Origin of the sequence: Streptomyces sindenensis (assembly GCF_014649035.1) — a bacterium.
GTDB lineage: Bacteria > Actinomycetota > Actinomycetes > Streptomycetales > Streptomycetaceae > Streptomyces > Streptomyces sindenensis.
In genome coordinates this window covers 325,324-340,981 of record NZ_BMSG01000002.1, presented here as the reverse complement: position 1 = coordinate 340,981, position 15,658 = coordinate 325,324, and the positions used below count along the sequence as shown (strand labels likewise).

The following is a 15,658-nucleotide window of genomic DNA, read 5'->3' as shown; positions in this document are numbered from 1 at the left end:
ACCCTCTCCTCAGAACGCCAGCGAGCGGTCGACGGCGTCGAGCACCCGGTCCAGGCCGGGCAGGTACTCGTCCTCCAGCCGGGCCGGCGGGTAGGGGACGTGGTAGCCGCCGACCCGCAGTACGGGGGCTTCGAGGTGGTAGAAGCAGCGCTCGGTGATCCGGGCGGCGATCTCCGCGCCGGAGCCGTAGAAGACGGGCGCCTCGTGGACGACCACGACCCGGCCGGTCTTCTCCGCCGACTTCTGGATGGCGTCGAAGTCGATGGGAGCCATCGAACGCAGGTCCAGGACCTCGATCGACTTGCCCTCCTCCTGGGCGGCCGCGGCCGCCTCCAGGCAGACCTTGACCATCGGCCCGTACGCGACGAGCGTGAGGTCGCCGCCCTCGCGGGCGGTGACGGCCTTGTGCAGCGGGCCCGGGATGGACTCGGTGTCGACCTCGCCCTTGTCCCAGTAGCGCCGCTTGGGCTCGAAGAAGATCACCGGGTCGTCGCTCTGGACGGCCTGCTGCATCATCCAGTACGCGTCGCTCGCGTTGGACGGCGAGACCACCTTCAGGCCCGCGACATGCGCGAAGAGCGCCTCGGGGGACTCGCTGTGGTGCTCGACGGCGCCGATGCCGCCGCCGTACGGAATGCGCACGACGACCGGCAGCTTGACCTTGCCGAGCGCGCGGGCGTGCATCTTGGCGAGCTGCGTGACGATCTGGTCGTACGCGGGGAAGACGAAGCCGTCGAACTGGATCTCGACGATGGGGCGGTAGCCGCGCAGGGCCAGGCCGATCGCCGTGCCGACGATGCCGGACTCGGCGAGCGGGGTGTCGATCACCCGGTCCTCGCCGAAGTCCTTCTGGAGCCCGTCGGTGATCCGGAACACGCCGCCGAGCTTGCCGACGTCCTCACCCATGATGAGGACCTTGGGGTCGCTGTCGAGGGCGAGGCGGAGCGACTCGTTGAGCGCTTTCGCGATGGACATCTTTTCCACGGCCATGGCTACTTGCCCTCCTCGGCAGAGTCGGCGAACGATGCCTGGTAGGCGGCGAACTGGGCGCGCTCCTCGTCCACGAGGGAGTTGCCGTCGGCGTAGGCGTGCTCGAACAGGGCCATCGGCTCCGGGTCGGGCATCGCGCGTACCGCTTCCCGTACCCGCTTGCCGAGGGTCTCGCTCTCGGCCTCCAGCTCGGTGAAGAACGCCTCGTCGGCGTGGCCGGCCTTCTCCAGGTACGTCCGCAGCCGCAGGATCGGGTCCTTGGCCTCCCAGGCGGCCCGCTCCTCGTCGGCCCGGTACTTCGTCGGGTCGTCGGAGGTGGTGTGGGCGCCCATGCGGTAGGTGAACGCCTCGACGAGGGTCGGGCCCTCGCCGCGGCGGGCCCGCTCCAGCGCGGAGCGGGTGACGGCGAGGCAGGCGAGGACGTCGTTGCCGTCGACGCGGACGCCGGGGAAGCCGTAGCCCTGGGCGCGCTGGTAGAGCGGCACGCGGGTCTGGCGCTCGGTGGGCTCGGAGATCGCCCACTGGTTGTTCTGGCAGAAGAAGACGACCGGGGCGTTGTAGACCGCGGAGAAGGTGAACGACTCCGCGACGTCGCCCTGACTGGAGGCGCCGTCACCGAAGTACGCGATCACCGCGGAGTCCGCGCCGTCCTTGGCGACGCCCATGGCGTAGCCGGTGGCGTGCAGCGTCTGCGAGCCGATGACGATCGTGTACAGGTGGAAGTTGTTGCTGTTCGGGTCCCAGCCGCCGTGGTTCACGCCGCGGAACATGCCGAGCAGGTTGGTCGGGTCGACGCCGCGGCACCAGGCGACCCCGTGCTCCCGGTAGGTCGGGAAGACGTAGTCGTCGTCGCGCAGGGCGCGGCCGCTGCCGATCTGGGCGGCCTCCTGGCCGAGCAACGAGGCCCACAGGCCCAGCTCGCCCTGACGCTGGAGGGCGGTCGCCTCGGCGTCGAAGCGGCGGGTGAGAACCATGTCCCGGTACAGGCCGCGCAGCTCTTCCGCGCTCAGGTCGATGCTGTAGTCCGGGTGCTCGACGCGCTCGCCCTCGGGCGTCAGCAGCTGTACGAGCTGGGGCCCGGCGCTCTGCGGCTTCTTCGCGGCGCTGGTCCGCTTGCTGGCGCGTCGCGGTTTACGCGCGGCGGCAGTGCTCTCCACGGTCACGTGCGTGCTCCTCCGTCGGTCCGGCCCCCGGGGTCTGCCGGGAACCAGTGCGGCTCGCCTGAGTCCGGAGCCGTGCACGGGGTGGGTGCCGGTCGGGCCGGGATCAGGCGTGACAGGTGCCCCGGCGAGCGCCCTGTCCTAGGCACGTTACCCAGTGCTTCGCATAACTGCGAAACCCTATCTGACCTGCGATTTTGCTTGGATTTCCAAGTAAATCGAAAAAAACGCGAAGCGCTGCTGGTCAGGGCACTGGAAACAGCCTTGCAGGCCGCCGGAACAACGGCACGTTATCCCGCGGATCAGCGTCAGGGAAGAGCGGAGAGGAAGCGAGTATGTGAGACTGCGACCGTGCGCGAAGATGGAAAAATCACGGTATTTCTGCTCGACGATCACGAGGTCGTCCGGCGCGGCGTCCACGAGCTGCTCGCCTCCGAACCGGATATCGAGGTGGTCGGCGAGGCCGGTACGGCCGCGGACGCCCTGGCGCGGATCCCGGCGACGCGGCCCGATGTGGCGGTGCTCGACGTGCGGCTGCCGGACGGCAGCGGGGTGGAGGTGTGCCGGGAAGTCCGTTCCCAGGACGAGAACATCACATGCCTGATGCTCACCTCGTACGCCGATGACGAGGCACTTTTCGACGCGATCATGGCGGGCGCCTCGGGCTATGTACTGAAGGCGATCCGCGGCAGTGAACTGCTGAATGCCGTACGGGACGTGGCGGCCGGAAAATCCCTGCTGGACCCGGTGGCGACCGCCCGGGTGCTGGAGCGGCTGCGCGACGGCGGGTCCGCCAAGGGCGACGACCGGCTGGCGGGCCTCACCGAGCAGGAGCGCAAGATCCTGGACCTGATCGGGGAGGGGCTGACCAACCGGGTCATCGGGGAGCGGTTGCACCTCGCCGAGAAGACCATCAAGAACTACGTGTCCAGCCTGCTGTCCAAGCTGGGCATGGAGCGCCGCTCGCAGGCCGCCGCGTACGTCGCCCGGCTCCAGGCCGAGCGACGCTGAACCGCCCCGGACGGCGGGGCCGCGGCGGGACTTTGGTCCCGCGCCACCCGGGGCAGGCGACTCTTACGCGGCCCCTACGCCCGGGGGACAGTGGAAGCCATGTCCTTCGACTCCCACGGCTCCCCCAGCGAACGCCGCGCGGTCGGCACGGTCGAGCGGCCCGGGCCGGCCGAGCCGCTCGATCTGCTCGGCCGGGTCCCCTACGGCCGTCTCGCGACCAGCATGCGGGCCCTGCCGTTCCTGGCGGTGGCCCGGCACATCGTGAGCGACGGCCACATCCTGCTGCGGATGCACCGGGGTTTCGGCCACCACGAGGCGTGCAACGGGAGCGTCGTCGCGTACGGGGCGGACAACTACAACGACGCCGCCTCGGGCGACGGCGGCAACCTCTGGTCGGTGCAGTTCACCGGGCCCGCCGAGATCGTGCACCCCTGCCCCGAGCAGGAGGAGCTGTTCGGGGCGGCCCCCGTGAGCGTCAACGGGGATCCGTACGCGCCGGCGTACCTCCGGGTCGATCCGCACTTCGTCACGGAACACCGGCTGGACTTCTGAGACGTCGGCTCCGTGGTGCTTTAGCGCACCGATGGGCGTCACCGCAAGTCCGCGAAGTGGCCACGCAGAGTGATCTAACATCTGGTAAGTGCCGCGCTCATATGTCACTCGTCCACCTGTTCCCCCGGTCGGCAAAGTGCTGCGCCGATATCCGGGCGTGGGCGAGCCGCTCGCCTGCGAGCCGATCACCAAGGGCCTGCTGAACCACGGATACCGCGTCTCCACCACGAGCGGTTCCTACTTCCTCAAGCACCATCTCGACAAGAAGCACCTGGACGACACCAGCGGCGAACGCGCCGCGATCGTGCGCCAGCACCGTGCCACCCAGCGCCTCCAGTCGCTCGGCGTCCCCGTCGTCCCGCCCCTGTCGGACACCCGGGGCGAGACCGTCACCGTGATCGGCGAACGCTGCTACGCCCTGCACCCCTGGGTCGACGGCCTCCACCGGGCCGGCGCCCAGCTGACCCTCGCCCAGTCGCGCCGGCTCGGCACGCTCCTCGGCACCGTGCACACCGGCCTGGAACAGGTGATGGCGCCGCGCGACGGCCCGCCCCGCGCGAGCCCGCCCGCCCGGCCGGGACACCACAGCCCCGACGCCGCCGACACGTTCGCGCTGATCGACGACCTGCTGGCCGCCGCGCGCGGCGAGGACGGCCGCTCCACCCCGCGCGACGCCTTCGACGAACTCGCCGAGCACCGGCTCGTGGAGCGCCGCGCCCTCCTCGAACAGCACGCCCACCGCCGCCCGCCCACGCCGGAGGGGCCCGCGACCGGCTGGGTGCACGGGGACTTCCACCCGCTGAACCTGCTCTACCGGGGCGCCGACCCGGTCGCGATCGTGGACTGGGACCGGCTGGACGTACAGCCGCGCGCCGAGGAGGCGGTACGGGCGGCGGCGATCTTCTTCGTCCGGCCGGCCGGGGAGCTGGACCTCGCGAAGGTACGCGCGTACGCCCGGGCGTACCGGCGGGCCGCCGGGGCGGGGGCCGGGGAGCTGGCGGCCGCGGTGCACCGGGTGTGGTGGGAGCGGCTCAACGACTTCTGGATACTGCGCTGGCGCTACCGCCTGGACGACCGCAGGGCCGACCCGCAGTTTCCCGCGGTGTCGGCCCTGGCGGTGTGGTGGACACGCGAGTACGAGGCGGTGTGCGCGGCCTTCACGGAGTAGGAGTGGTGCAGCCCGCACGGAGTGGGAGCGGTGCCGCCCGCACGGGGTGGGAGTGGCGCGGACGCGCGTGAGCCCGGCGCACGCCCACGAGGGGCGTGCGCCGGGCTCATACGATGGTGCGGCCGTGTCCGCCTACGAGGTGGTGGCGCCGGCCGACGCCTCTCCGGGCGTCGTGCCCGAACCGCCGTCGTCGCCGCCCCCGGCTCCGCCGTCGTCACCGGCTCCGCCCGGGGTGCCGGGGTCGGTCGTCGGTTCCGTGGGCTCGCCCGTGGGCTCCCCGGTGCCGCCCTCGTTGGTGCTGCCGTCCGACGCCCCGGCGTCCGTGTCGGTCGGCGTCGGGGACGGGCTGAACGTGGGCTCGCTCGGGGTCGGGTCCGGGGTGAACGGCGGCGGGTTCGGCTGCGTCTGGCCGCCGGTGGAGGTGTCCGGCTCCTCCGGCTCCTCGCTCTCCTCCTCGGTCGGCTCGTCCGACGGCTCCTCCTCGGACTGGCTGACCGAGGTGGACGGGGTGACCGGATCCTTCTCGTTGCCGCCGTCGCCCTTCGCCGCGTTGAGGGCGAAGGCGACGCCAGCGCCGATCGCGATCAGGGCCAGCAGGACGAAGAGCCACATCTTGCCGCGCCCGCCGGGACGCCCCTGCCCGCCGTCGTACCCCCCGTCGTCCGGGTTGTACGGGGGCAGGATCGGGCCCTGCGAGGTGTCCCCGTGCATCGGGTGCCCCGCGCCCATCACCTGGGTGGAGCCGGCCATACCGTGCGGGGGAGTCCGGCCGCCCTCGTGCAGCGCGACCGGGCCGGTGTTCCACGTGCCCGTGTGACCGCCCTGGACCTGGAGCATCTGCAGGCCGTACTGGACGAGCCCGCGCATCTCCTCGGCGCTCTGGAACCGGTCGTCCGGGTCCTTCGCCAGCGAGCGCATCACCATGCCGTCCAGCTCCGGCGGCACCACGTCCGAGACCTCGGAGGGCGGCACCGGGATGTCCTGAACGTGCTGGTAGACCACCGAGAGCGGGGTCTCACCGGTGAACGGGGGACGCAGCGCCAGCAGCTCATAGAGCAGGCAGCCGGTGGCGTACAGGTCGGACCGGTGGTCGACGGCCTTGCCGAGCGCCTGCTCGGGGGAGAGGTACTGCGGGGTGCCCATGACCATGCCGGTCTGGGTCATCGTCGACTGCGCGCCGTGCAGCGCGCGGGCGATGCCGAAGTCCATCACCTTGACCGCGCCGGAATCCGTGATGATCACGTTGGCGGGCTTGATGTCGCGGTGCACGATCCCGTGCTGGTGCGAGTACGCGAGGGCTTCCAGCACCCCCGAGACGATGATCAGCGCCTGCTCGGGCGGCGGGGCCTCGGCGGTCAGGAGCAGATCGCGGATCGTGCGGCCCTCGACCAGTTCCATCACGATGTACGGGACGGTCTGGCCGCCCACGACGTCCTCGCCGGAGTCGTACACGGCGACGATCGCGTGGTGGTTGAGGCCTGCGACGGACTGTGCCTCGCGGGTGAAGCGGGCCTTGGAGACCGGGTCCTCGGCCAGATCGGAACGGAGCAGCTTCACCGCGACCGTGCGTCCGAGCCGGACGTCCTCCGCCGCGTAGACCTCTGCCATGCCGCCCCGGCCGAGCCGGTGGGTCATCCGGTAACGGCCGTCACCGACGACGCCGCCGACGCCCCAGGAGTCGGTGCCATCCGAAACTCCGCCGCCGTTTGCTTCGGAATCGGGTGCCATCAGTCCTCGCCGTCGTATCTGTCCGCGCGTCCGCGGGTTCTCACGGTGCCTTGCTGCACTTGCTGCATTGCCACGTCACGCTACAGCCTTCGCCGGACACCCCGGTTCCGCTCCAGCAGGATCCTCGGACCGCCCGGCGCGCCCTCCCCATGATTTTGATGCGTTTCCTGTAACGCTTCCGAGACGCTTCTTGTGCGTAGGGTCACGGAACGGGCACCCGGCTTGACGTGTCGGACCCCTACGGCAGACTTGGCGCGTAATCGCGTTGTACGGGAACCGCGCCGCACGCAATCACGTCAGACAGAAACACGTCGGACAGAGAAACCGCGTGCGACCGCGCGCCGCCGAGGGGGATGCAAGTCATGAGCCAGGACGGCGCACAGGGCCGCTATGCGGGCGGGGCGGTCGCGGGCGGCCGCTACCAGCTGCGCGACCTGCTCGGCGAGGGCGGGATGGCTTCCGTCTACCTGGCCTACGACTCCGCTCTGGACCGGCAGGTCGCGATCAAGACCCTGCACACCGAGCTCGGCCGCGAGCAGTCCTTCCGCGAGCGCTTCCGGCGCGAGGCGCAGGCCGTCGCCAAGCTCCAGCACACCAACATCGTCTCCGTCTTCGACACCGGCGAGGACGAGCTCGGCGGTGCGCTGATGCCGTACATCGTCATGGAGTACGTCGAGGGGCAGCCGCTCGGCTCCGTGCTGGCCGCCGATATCCGTCAGCACGGCGCGATGCCCGCCGACAAGGCCCTCAAGGTGACGGCGGACGTGCTCGCCGCCCTGGAGACCAGCCACGAGATGGGCCTGGTCCACCGGGACATCAAGCCCGGCAACGTGATGATGACCAAGCGCGGCGTCGTCAAGGTCATGGACTTCGGTATCGCCCGCGCCATGCAGTCCGGCGTCACCTCGATGACCCAGACCGGCATGGTCGTCGGCACCCCGCAGTACCTCTCCCCCGAGCAGGCCCTCGGCCGCGGCGTCGACGCCCGGTCCGACCTGTATTCGGTGGGCATCATGCTCTTCCAGCTGCTCACCGGCCGGATCCCGTTCGACGCGGACTCGCCGCTGGCCATCGCGTACGCGCATGTGCAGGAGGAGCCGGTCGCGCCCTCCAGCATCAACCGTTCGGTCACCCCGGCGATGGACGCCCTCGTGGCCCGCGCCCTCAAGAAGAACCCGAACGAGCGCTTCCCCAGCGCCGCCGCGATGCGCGACGAGATCGCCCGTGTGCTGAACGCCGCCGGCGGCCAGACCGGCGCCCCGATGATCGTGTCCGGCGGCGGGCCCGCCAACAGCGGATCCGGCGTCGGCTCGGCGGTGTTCCCGCCGGTCGACCAGAGCACTCCGGCACCCCAGAGCGTCCAGACTCCGTACCAGCCCCACCCGCACCAGCAGCCGGGGCCGTACAACCAGCCCACCCCCGCGCCGAGCTACGGCTACCCGCAGTCCGGCCAGGTCCAGGGCTACCCGACCCCGGGCCCGCTGTCCCACCAGACCCCGCCGCCGTACTCGATCAACCCGCAGCACGCGACGGCCGTGGGCACCACCGACCGCGCCGGCTCGAAGCGGAACATGCCGGTCATCGTCGGCTCGATCGTCGTGGCCCTGCTGGCCGTCGGCGGTCTGATCACCGCGATCGCCCTCCAGGGCGGTGGCAAGGACGACGAGGCGGGCAAGGACGGCGAGACGGGCACCGAGCAGGTGGAGGGCTACCGTCCGCCGGAGCGCAACCGGACGATGAAGGAAACGGAGTGCTCGAACGCCTCCGAGGACTCCAACGACCCGAAGAAGGTCCGCGCACCGAACTTCATCTACAAGGACATCCTGTCGGCGAAGGCGTGCGCTCTCGCCGCGGGCTGGACGATCAAGGTGATCGAGGAGCCGGGCAACACGTACGCCGAGGACCAGGTCGTCGGCCAGTTCCCGTCCTCCGGTGCGGCGGTCGACGAGCGCGGCGCCCACTTCGAGCTGAAGGTCTCCACGGGCAAGCCGTCGTGAAACGCCGGTGTCCGAAGGTGACCGTTACGGTTCGCGGATCTCGCCGGATCTTCGTCATGGACCGGTACGTGGACGGTTGACAGCCCCCTGACTTCCGGATAGCGCGTCCGGGATGCCGGATGCGGGGGCCCGTGTGACGCTGATCTCATGGCTCCAGGACTTCCGGCCGCATGGTCGTCGAGGTGTGCGGTCTGTCTGCTGGCGGCGGCCGGAGCGGCGCTGGGGCCGTCGGCCGGCTCCGCCCACGGTTCATCGGCGCCCGACGGTCCGCCGTCCGTCACCGCCACCGTCCCCGGAACGTCGACCCCCGGCGCCACCGCGTCCTCGCCGCCCGGCCCCTCCGCCTCCGCGTCGCCCTCGGCGCTCCCCTCCGCGCTGCCCCTGCCGTCCCGCGTTCCGGCTTCCGGAGCGCCGGGGACCGGGCCGGCCGCGTCCGCTTCGGCCCCGGCGGCGACCGGGAGCGGGGCGCAGCCGCCTTCCGGAGCCGGTTCCGGGCCCGAGGCCGGCCCGCCGGAGCCCACCTCCCCCCCTTCCGCTTCGCCCGACGTATCGGGGTCGACCGCCCCTCTGGCCGGGCGCGAGGCCGGAGCCGGCAAGGCGCGTCCCGGGCGGTCGCTGTCGCCGATGGAGCTGGCGCGGGCCGAGGACGCCGCCGGGGAGGATCCTCCGGAGGAGGCCGACGAGAGCCTCGCGGACCCGGTTGACCTGCCTGCTTCCACCCCGCCGCCCGACGCGTTCAGCGATCCGGGACAACGGTCCGGGCAGGCGCTGGACGCCGCTGCCGTACGGCGGGTGCAGGAGGTCTCGCTCGGTACGGGCATCGCCCTGGTCGGACTGGGACTCGGCTTCCTCGCGTTCCGTATGCGCCGGGCGAACTGAGCGTCATCGCCCCACGAATGCGGCGTCGCGCCCCCTTCCGCCCGGCTCCGACGAGACTTGCCAGAGTGAACATACTCGGTATACATACTCAGTATGTCCATTCGCCACGGCCTGCTGGCCCTGCTGGAACGGGGCCCTCGTTACGGGTCCCGGCTCCGCACCGAGTTCGAGTCGCGCACCGGCTCCACCTGGCCCCTGAACGTCGGCCAGGTCTACACGACGCTCAGCAGGCTGGAGCGTGACGGCCTGATCGTCCAGGAGGGCTCGGACGACGCCGGGCACGACCTCTACGCGATCACCGACGAGGGCCGCGCGGAACTGCGCGCCTGGTTCGAGACCCCCGTGGACCGCACCAGTCCGCCCCGCGACGAACTGGCCATCAAGCTCGCCATGGCCGTGGGGGCCCCGGGCGTCGACATCCGGGACGTCATCCAGTCCCAGCGCCACCACACGCTCAAGGCGATGCAGGACTACACCCGGCTCAAGGCCCAGGCCCTGGCCGACGTCCCCGCCAACCGGGACGAGGTCGCCTGGCTCCTCGTCGTGGAGCAGCTGATCTTCCAGGCGGAGGCCGAGGCCCGCTGGCTCGACCACTGCGAGTCACGGCTCGTCCGCCTCGCCGAGGCCGCCGCCACGGAGCCCTCCGCCGAGCCCAGCCCCACGGCAGCCCGCGGTCCGTCCCGTACGCCGGCCGACCGGGCCCGCTCCCGGCGCTGACACACCGGTGCCTCCGCTCCTGCCTGATCCAGACCATTCCCGCTTCGTCACAAGCTGTTCCTAGGGGGAACCACCCGTCATGCCCGCGTCCGCCACCCAGCCACCCCCGTCGTCCTCCGGGACGCCCGGCGGCAGCCCCGTACTCGAACTGCGGGCGCTGACCCGTACCCATGGCTCCGGCGTCGCCGAGGTGCACGCCCTGCGCGGGATCCACCTCGCGGTGTACCCGGGCGAGCTGGTCGCCGTGATGGGCCCCTCCGGCTCCGGCAAGTCCACGCTGCTGACCCTCGCGGGCGGGCTCGACACCGCCACCAGCGGCCAGGTCGTCATCGAAGGCCAGGACCTCGCCGCCCTCGGCGCCAAGGGGATGGCCGCCCTGCGCCGCCGCAGCGTCGGCTACGTCTTCCAGGACTACAACCTCATCCCCGCCCTGACCGCCGCCGAGAACATCGCACTGCCCCGCGAACTCGACGGCGTCTCCGTGCGCAAGGCCCGCAAGGAGGCCCTGGCCGCACTGGCCGAGATGAAACTCGAAGCGATCGCCGACCGCTTCCCCGACGAGATGTCCGGCGGCCAGCAGCAGCGCGTCGCCATCGCCCGCGCCCTCGTCGGCGACCGGCGCCTGGTCCTCGCCGACGAGCCGACCGGAGCCCTCGACTCCGAGACCGGCGAGGCGATCCTCGCCCTGCTGCGCACCCGTTGCGACCAGGGCGCGGCCGGCGTCATGGTGACCCATGAGCCCCGGTACGCGGCCTGGGCCGACCGGGTCGTGTTCCTCCGGGACGGCTCGATCGTCGACCAGACGGCGACCACGGGAGCCGACGCCCTGCTCGCCGCCGGAAGCACCGAGGCCACCGCGTGAGCCCTCTCCCCGGCTGGCGCGCAGCCTTCCGCATAGCCCGGCGCGACGCGGCACGGGCCAAGGGCCGCAGCGCCCTGGTCGTCGCGATGATCGCTCTGCCGGTCCTCGGCGTGACCGCCGCCGACCTCACCTACCGCAGCGCCCTGCCCACCAAGGCCGAGGAGCTGACGGCGGAACTGGGGTCGGCCGACGCGCGGTTCATGGCCACGAGCGTCGGCCCGCTGAAGCTCCAGCAGATGCCTGACGGCATCAACTGGAGCACCCCCGAAGGCACCCCCGGCCCGACCCCCGAGGAGCAGGCACAGCCGGTCGACGTACCGGCCGCCTTCCCGGAGGGTTCGCGATCCCTGACCGAGCGGAGCGTGCCCGCGTCGGTGACCACGCGGCACGGCATCGCCGACACCGAGATCAGCGAGCTGCGCATCTCCGACCCGATGCTCCGCGGCCGGATCGAGCTGACCGACGGCGCCTTCCCGCGCAAGCCGAACGAGATCGCCGGGACCTCGGACTTCGTCGAGGCGGCCGGGCTGTCCATCGGCGACCGCGTCACCGTGCGCGGCCCCGAGCAGGCCTACACCCTCACCGGCACGGTCGAACTCCCCGCCGACCTGCGGGCCGACGCCCTTTACGCGCTCCCCGGCTCGGTCATCGCCCCGTGGCAGAAGACCGCCGACCGCGACAAGTCGATCCTGCCGCCCCAGCCGAGCGACCCGAAGTGGCTGGTGAAAGGACCGCCCGGGGCGGGCGTGACCTGGCAGGACATCCTCGCGGCCAACGAGCGGGGCGTGGTGGTCAAGTCCCGCCAGGTCGCCCTGAACCCGCCGCCGGACTCCGAGGTCCCGATGTCCTCGATGAGCAGCGGGTACTCCACCGAGACGGAGACCACCGCCGCGGTTCTCACAGTGGCCGCCATGGCCGTCCTCGAGATCGTGCTGCTGGCCGGTCCGGCGTTCGCCGTGGGCGCGCGGCGTTCGCGCCGCCAGTTGGGCCTGGTCGGCTCGTGCGGCGGCAGCCGGGGCCAGGTCAGGGCCGTGGTGCTCGCGGGCGGCGCGGTGCTCGGCGCGGGAGGCGCGGTGGCCGGGGTCGGCGCCGGGTTCGGTCTGACCGCGCTGTTCCGCCCGATGATCGAGGACTTCACCGGCAACCGCTTCGGCGAACTGACCGTACGGCCCTGGGAGATCCTCGGCATCGCCGTGCTCGGCCTGGTCACCGGTGTCCTCGCCGCACTTGCCCCGGCGATCGTCGCGGGCCGCCAGTCGGTCCTGGAGTCGCTCACCGGCCGGCGCGGCACCCGTCGCAGCTCCCGCGTACTGCCCGTGATCGGCGTCATCGCGCTCACCGCGGGTGTCGGCATCGCGGTCTACGGCGGGGTGGCCGGAGACACCGCCTTCGTCGCCGGCGGTTCCGTCCTGGCCGAACTGGGCGTGCTCGGCTGCATCCCGGTGATCGTCGGCTTCCTCGGCCGGCTCGGCCGACGCCTCCCGCTGACGCCCCGGATCGCCCTGCGCGACGCGGCCCGCAACCGTGGCCGCACCGCCCCCGCCGTCGCCGCCGTCATGGCGGCCGTCGCGGGCAGCGTCGCCATCGCCACGTACACCAGCAGCAGCGCCGCGCAGCACGCGTTCGACTTCGAGCCCAACCTGACCCCGGGCACCGTCGCGCTGACGGCCTCCGACATCGGCGCGGACGCCGAACTCCCCCGCTCCCGGGCAGCCGTCGAGCAGAACTACCCGGTCAGCGGCAAGGCCGCCGACTTCGGACGGGTCTGGGCCGGCAGCGACTGCTCGGTCTACTACGAGGAGGAGAACGGCTGCGGCACCCTCGAACTCGTCAAGCCCACCGGCAAGGGCCACAGCTGCCCGCTGAAGGGCAAGGGTGCCAAGGAACTCGCCCTGCGGCTCTCCGCCGACGAGCACAAGCGGATGGTGAACTCCCCGGCCTGCACGGACGAGAACTACACGATGGTCGCGTTCGGCACCGGCGACCACAAGATCATCATTGGCGGGGCGGACGTCCTCGACACCTACGTGAAGCTCGACGACCCGGCGGCGGCGAAGGCCCTGGCCGACGGCACCCCCGTCCTGCTGAACTCGGCGTACGCGAAGAACGGCGAGGTCACCCTCAAGGCAACCCACCTCTACAACGACCGGGACAAGGAGAACCGGGCCCAGCACCCCGGCAAGGCCCGCACCACCACCGACCGGCTGAAGGTGTACGTCGCGCCGGACCGCTTCGCGGCGACCCCCGGCATCCGCATGGTCATGCCGGAGAAGACCGCCGAACGGCTCGGACTGCACGTCGAGGACTACGGCAGCTTCTACGCGCTCGGCCGCGATGCCACGGACGCCGAGAGCCAGGCGGCCTACGCGGCGCTCGACCGGGCCGGGAACCGTGCCTACCTGATGAGCTCGAACGAGGTGTTCCGGACCCAGGACGACACGATCCTGCTGATCCTCGCCCTCTTCGCCGGAGTCGTGACCCTGGGCGCGGCCGCCATCACCACCGGGCTGTCCAAGGCCGACGCGGAGGCCGATCTCACCACCCTCAGCGCGGTGGGCGCGCCCCCGGGCGTACGGCGTTCGCTGTCCGGCTTCCAGTGCCTGGTCGTCGCCCTGACCGGGGTCCTGCTGGGGACGGTGGCGGGGCTCGTCCCCGCGGTCGCCCTGCGCCTGACCGACCTGCGCGCGGCGCTGGAGGACATGCGGGCGGATCCGATGCAGTCGGCGTACACGCCGATCGTGATGCCGTGGGAGACCGTCGGGCTGCTGGCCGTGGTCGTCCCGGTGCTCGCCGGACTGCTGGCCGCGGCTCTCACCAGTTCCCGGCTGACCCTGGCCCGGCGCGCGGGCTGAACGGCACATCCGGGCTTCCCGGAAGGGTTCCGGTGCCCCCGAAGACGGTGGATCTTCCGTTTTCGGGGGCACCACCGTGGTGTACGGCACGTGTGCGAGACAATGGCGGCATGGAAATGCCGAGGAATGACCGGTCGCAGGAGCACCCGCAGGTCCTTGTCGTGGGCCAGGACGGAATGGCTATCGGCGGCGGTGCCAGTGACGACGAGTCGCGCGAGGTCCCGGTGACGGAAATGGTGGAACAGCCCGCGAAGGTCATGCGCATCGGCAGCATGATCAAGCAGCTTCTGGAGGAGGTCCGGGCGGCTCCTCTCGACGAGGCGAGCCGCGTCAGGCTCAAGGAGATCCACGCCAGCTCCGTGAAGGAGCTGGAGGACGGTCTGGCGCCCGAGCTGGTCGAGGAGCTGGAACGGCTCTCCCTGCCGTTCACCGAGGAGTCGGTGCCCTCCGAGGCCGAGCTGCGGATCGCCCAGGCCCAGCTCGTGGGCTGGCTGGAGGGCCTTTTCCACGGCATCCAGACGGCGCTGTTCGCCCAGCAGATGGCGGCCCGCGCCCAACTGGAGCAGATGCGCCGCGCCCTGCCGCCCGGCATGGCCCACGAGGACGAGGAGGGCGGCGCGGACCCGCACGGCCCGATCCGCTCCGGCCCCTACCTGTAAATCCGCCTCCGTTCCCGGTCCGGGTCACGCCCGGACCGGGAACGGTCCTGATCAGCCCGCCGCAGGCGCCACCAGCAGCACCTTGCCGATGTGCGCACTGGACTCCAGCACCCGGTGCGCCTCGGCGGCGTCCGGCATCGGCAGCGCCCGGTCCACCACGGGCTTGACCACCCCGCCGCCGATCAGCGGCCACACGTGCTCGCGTACGGCGGCGACGATGGCGGCCTTCTCCTGGAGCGGGCGGCCCCGCAGGGAGGTCGCGGTGACGGCGGCCCGCTTGGTCAGCAGGGCCCCGAGATTCAGCTCGCCCTTGGCCCCGCCCTGGAGACCGATGATCGCGAGACGGCCGTTGACGGCGAGCGCCTGGACGTTCCGGTCCAGGTATTTGGCGCCGATGAGGTCCAGGATGACATCGGCCCCCGCCCCGGCGGTGTTCTCCCGGATCTCCTCGACGAAGTCCTGCTCGCGGTAGTTGATGAGGATGTCCGCCCCCAGCTCGGCGCACCGCGCGAGCTTCTCCGGGCTGCCCGCCGTGACCGCCACCCGGGCCCCGACCGCCTTCGCCAACTGGATCGCCATCGTCCCGATGCCGCTGGAGCCGCCGTGCACCAGGAAGGTCTCGCCCGGGCGCAGATGGGACACCATGAAGACGTTGGACCACACCGTCGCGGTGACCTCGGGCAGCGCCGCGGCCTCCACCAGGCCGACACCCTCCGGTACGGGAAGGAGCTGCCCGGTCGGCACGGCGACCTTCTCCGCGTAACCGCCGCCCGACAGCAGCGCGCACACCTCGTCGCCGACCGCCCATCCGGTCACCCCGGGACCGAGCGCGGCGATACGGCCCGCGCACTCCAGGCCGGGGTAGGGGGACGCGCCGGGCGGCGGGTCGTAGAAGCCCTGCCGCTGGAGCACGTCGGCACGGTTCACAGCGCCGGCGACGACCTCGACGAGGACCTCGCCGTCACCGGGTACGGGATCGGGCACCTCGGCCCACACGAGCGCCTCGGGGCCACCGGGTTCGGGAATCGTGATCGCATGCATGGCCGCGAGGCTACTCCCGCCGCGCTCGCCCGGGCGGACGCC

The 15,658-nt window shown here is 71.8% G+C and carries 13 protein-coding genes; 9 read left to right on the top strand and 4 right to left on the bottom strand.

The genetic code is table 11. The features are described 5' to 3' along the window. Positions 1–9: 9 nt before the first annotated feature. Together IE145_RS04820 and pdhA are read right to left on the bottom strand one after the other, a co-directional pair. On the bottom strand, positions 10–990 hold the full coding sequence (locus IE145_RS04820; protein ID WP_189519098.1) for an alpha-ketoacid dehydrogenase subunit beta: 981 nt from the start codon (positions 988–990) through the stop codon (positions 10–12). A 2-nt stretch (positions 991–992) separates the two neighbouring features. Beyond that, complete coding sequence (pdhA, locus tag IE145_RS04815; protein WP_189519096.1) at positions 993–2,153, bottom strand: pyruvate dehydrogenase (acetyl-transferring) E1 component subunit alpha; 1,161 nt, start codon at positions 2,151–2,153, stop codon at positions 993–995. A 348-nt stretch (positions 2,154–2,501) separates the two neighbouring features. Here pdhA and IE145_RS04810 point away from each other — a divergent pair, with 348 nt between their 5' ends. The 3 genes from IE145_RS04810 (at position 2,502) to IE145_RS04800 (ending at position 4,881) form a co-directional block, all read left to right on the top strand. Further along, positions 2,502–3,161: a response regulator gene (locus IE145_RS04810; RefSeq protein ID WP_189519093.1), complete on the top strand. Its 660-nt coding sequence runs from the start codon at positions 2,502–2,504 to the stop codon at positions 3,159–3,161. Positions 3,162–3,260: 99 nt separating this feature from the next. Further along, a complete protein-coding gene (locus IE145_RS04805; RefSeq protein ID WP_189519091.1) occupies positions 3,261–3,713 on the top strand; it encodes a pyridoxamine 5'-phosphate oxidase family protein in 453 nt (150 codons plus the stop codon). A 136-nt stretch (positions 3,714–3,849) separates the two neighbouring features. Further along, complete coding sequence (locus IE145_RS04800; RefSeq protein WP_189519089.1) at positions 3,850–4,881, top strand: phosphotransferase; 1,032 nt, start codon at positions 3,850–3,852, stop codon at positions 4,879–4,881. A 132-nt stretch (positions 4,882–5,013) separates the two neighbouring features. On the opposite strand, the gene IE145_RS04795 is transcribed toward IE145_RS04800, so the two are convergent. Then, positions 5,014–6,609 (bottom strand): protein kinase domain-containing protein, encoded by a 1,596-nt coding sequence (locus IE145_RS04795; protein ID WP_189519087.1) that lies wholly within the window; start codon positions 6,607–6,609, stop codon positions 5,014–5,016. Between the two features lie 362 nt (positions 6,610–6,971). Between IE145_RS04795 and IE145_RS04790 the strand changes: the two genes are divergently transcribed. The 6 genes from IE145_RS04790 (at position 6,972) to IE145_RS04765 (ending at position 14,575) form a co-directional block, all read left to right on the top strand. Next, on the top strand, positions 6,972–8,606 hold the full coding sequence (locus IE145_RS04790) for a protein kinase domain-containing protein (protein WP_189519085.1): 1,635 nt from the start codon (positions 6,972–6,974) through the stop codon (positions 8,604–8,606). A 147-nt stretch (positions 8,607–8,753) separates the two neighbouring features. Continuing rightward, positions 8,754–9,485, top strand: a complete 732-nt coding sequence (locus tag IE145_RS04785) for a hypothetical protein (RefSeq protein WP_189519079.1) — start codon at positions 8,754–8,756, stop codon at positions 9,483–9,485. Positions 9,486–9,578: 93 nt separating this feature from the next. Then, positions 9,579–10,202: a PadR family transcriptional regulator gene (locus IE145_RS04780; RefSeq protein WP_189519076.1), complete on the top strand. Its 624-nt coding sequence runs from the start codon at positions 9,579–9,581 to the stop codon at positions 10,200–10,202. Positions 10,203–10,281: 79 nt separating this feature from the next. Beyond that, positions 10,282–11,064, top strand: a complete 783-nt coding sequence (locus IE145_RS04775) for an ABC transporter ATP-binding protein (protein WP_189519074.1) — start codon at positions 10,282–10,284, stop codon at positions 11,062–11,064. Next, a complete protein-coding gene (locus IE145_RS04770) occupies positions 11,061–13,916 on the top strand; it encodes an FtsX-like permease family protein (RefSeq protein ID WP_189519072.1) in 2,856 nt (951 codons plus the stop codon). The genes IE145_RS04775 and IE145_RS04770 overlap by 4 nt, the downstream gene beginning before the upstream one ends. Before the next feature lie 110 nt (positions 13,917–14,026). After that, positions 14,027–14,575, top strand: a complete 549-nt coding sequence (locus tag IE145_RS04765) for a bacterial proteasome activator family protein (RefSeq protein WP_006125928.1) — start codon at positions 14,027–14,029, stop codon at positions 14,573–14,575. A 51-nt stretch (positions 14,576–14,626) separates the two neighbouring features. Here the strand turns inward: IE145_RS04765 and IE145_RS04760 are convergent, their stop codons facing one another. Then, positions 14,627–15,616 carry an NAD(P)H-quinone oxidoreductase gene (locus IE145_RS04760; protein WP_189519070.1) on the bottom strand — a complete coding sequence of 330 codons (990 nt, stop codon included), beginning with the start codon at positions 15,614–15,616 and terminating at the stop codon, positions 14,627–14,629. Between the last annotated feature and the right edge of the window lie 42 nt (positions 15,617–15,658).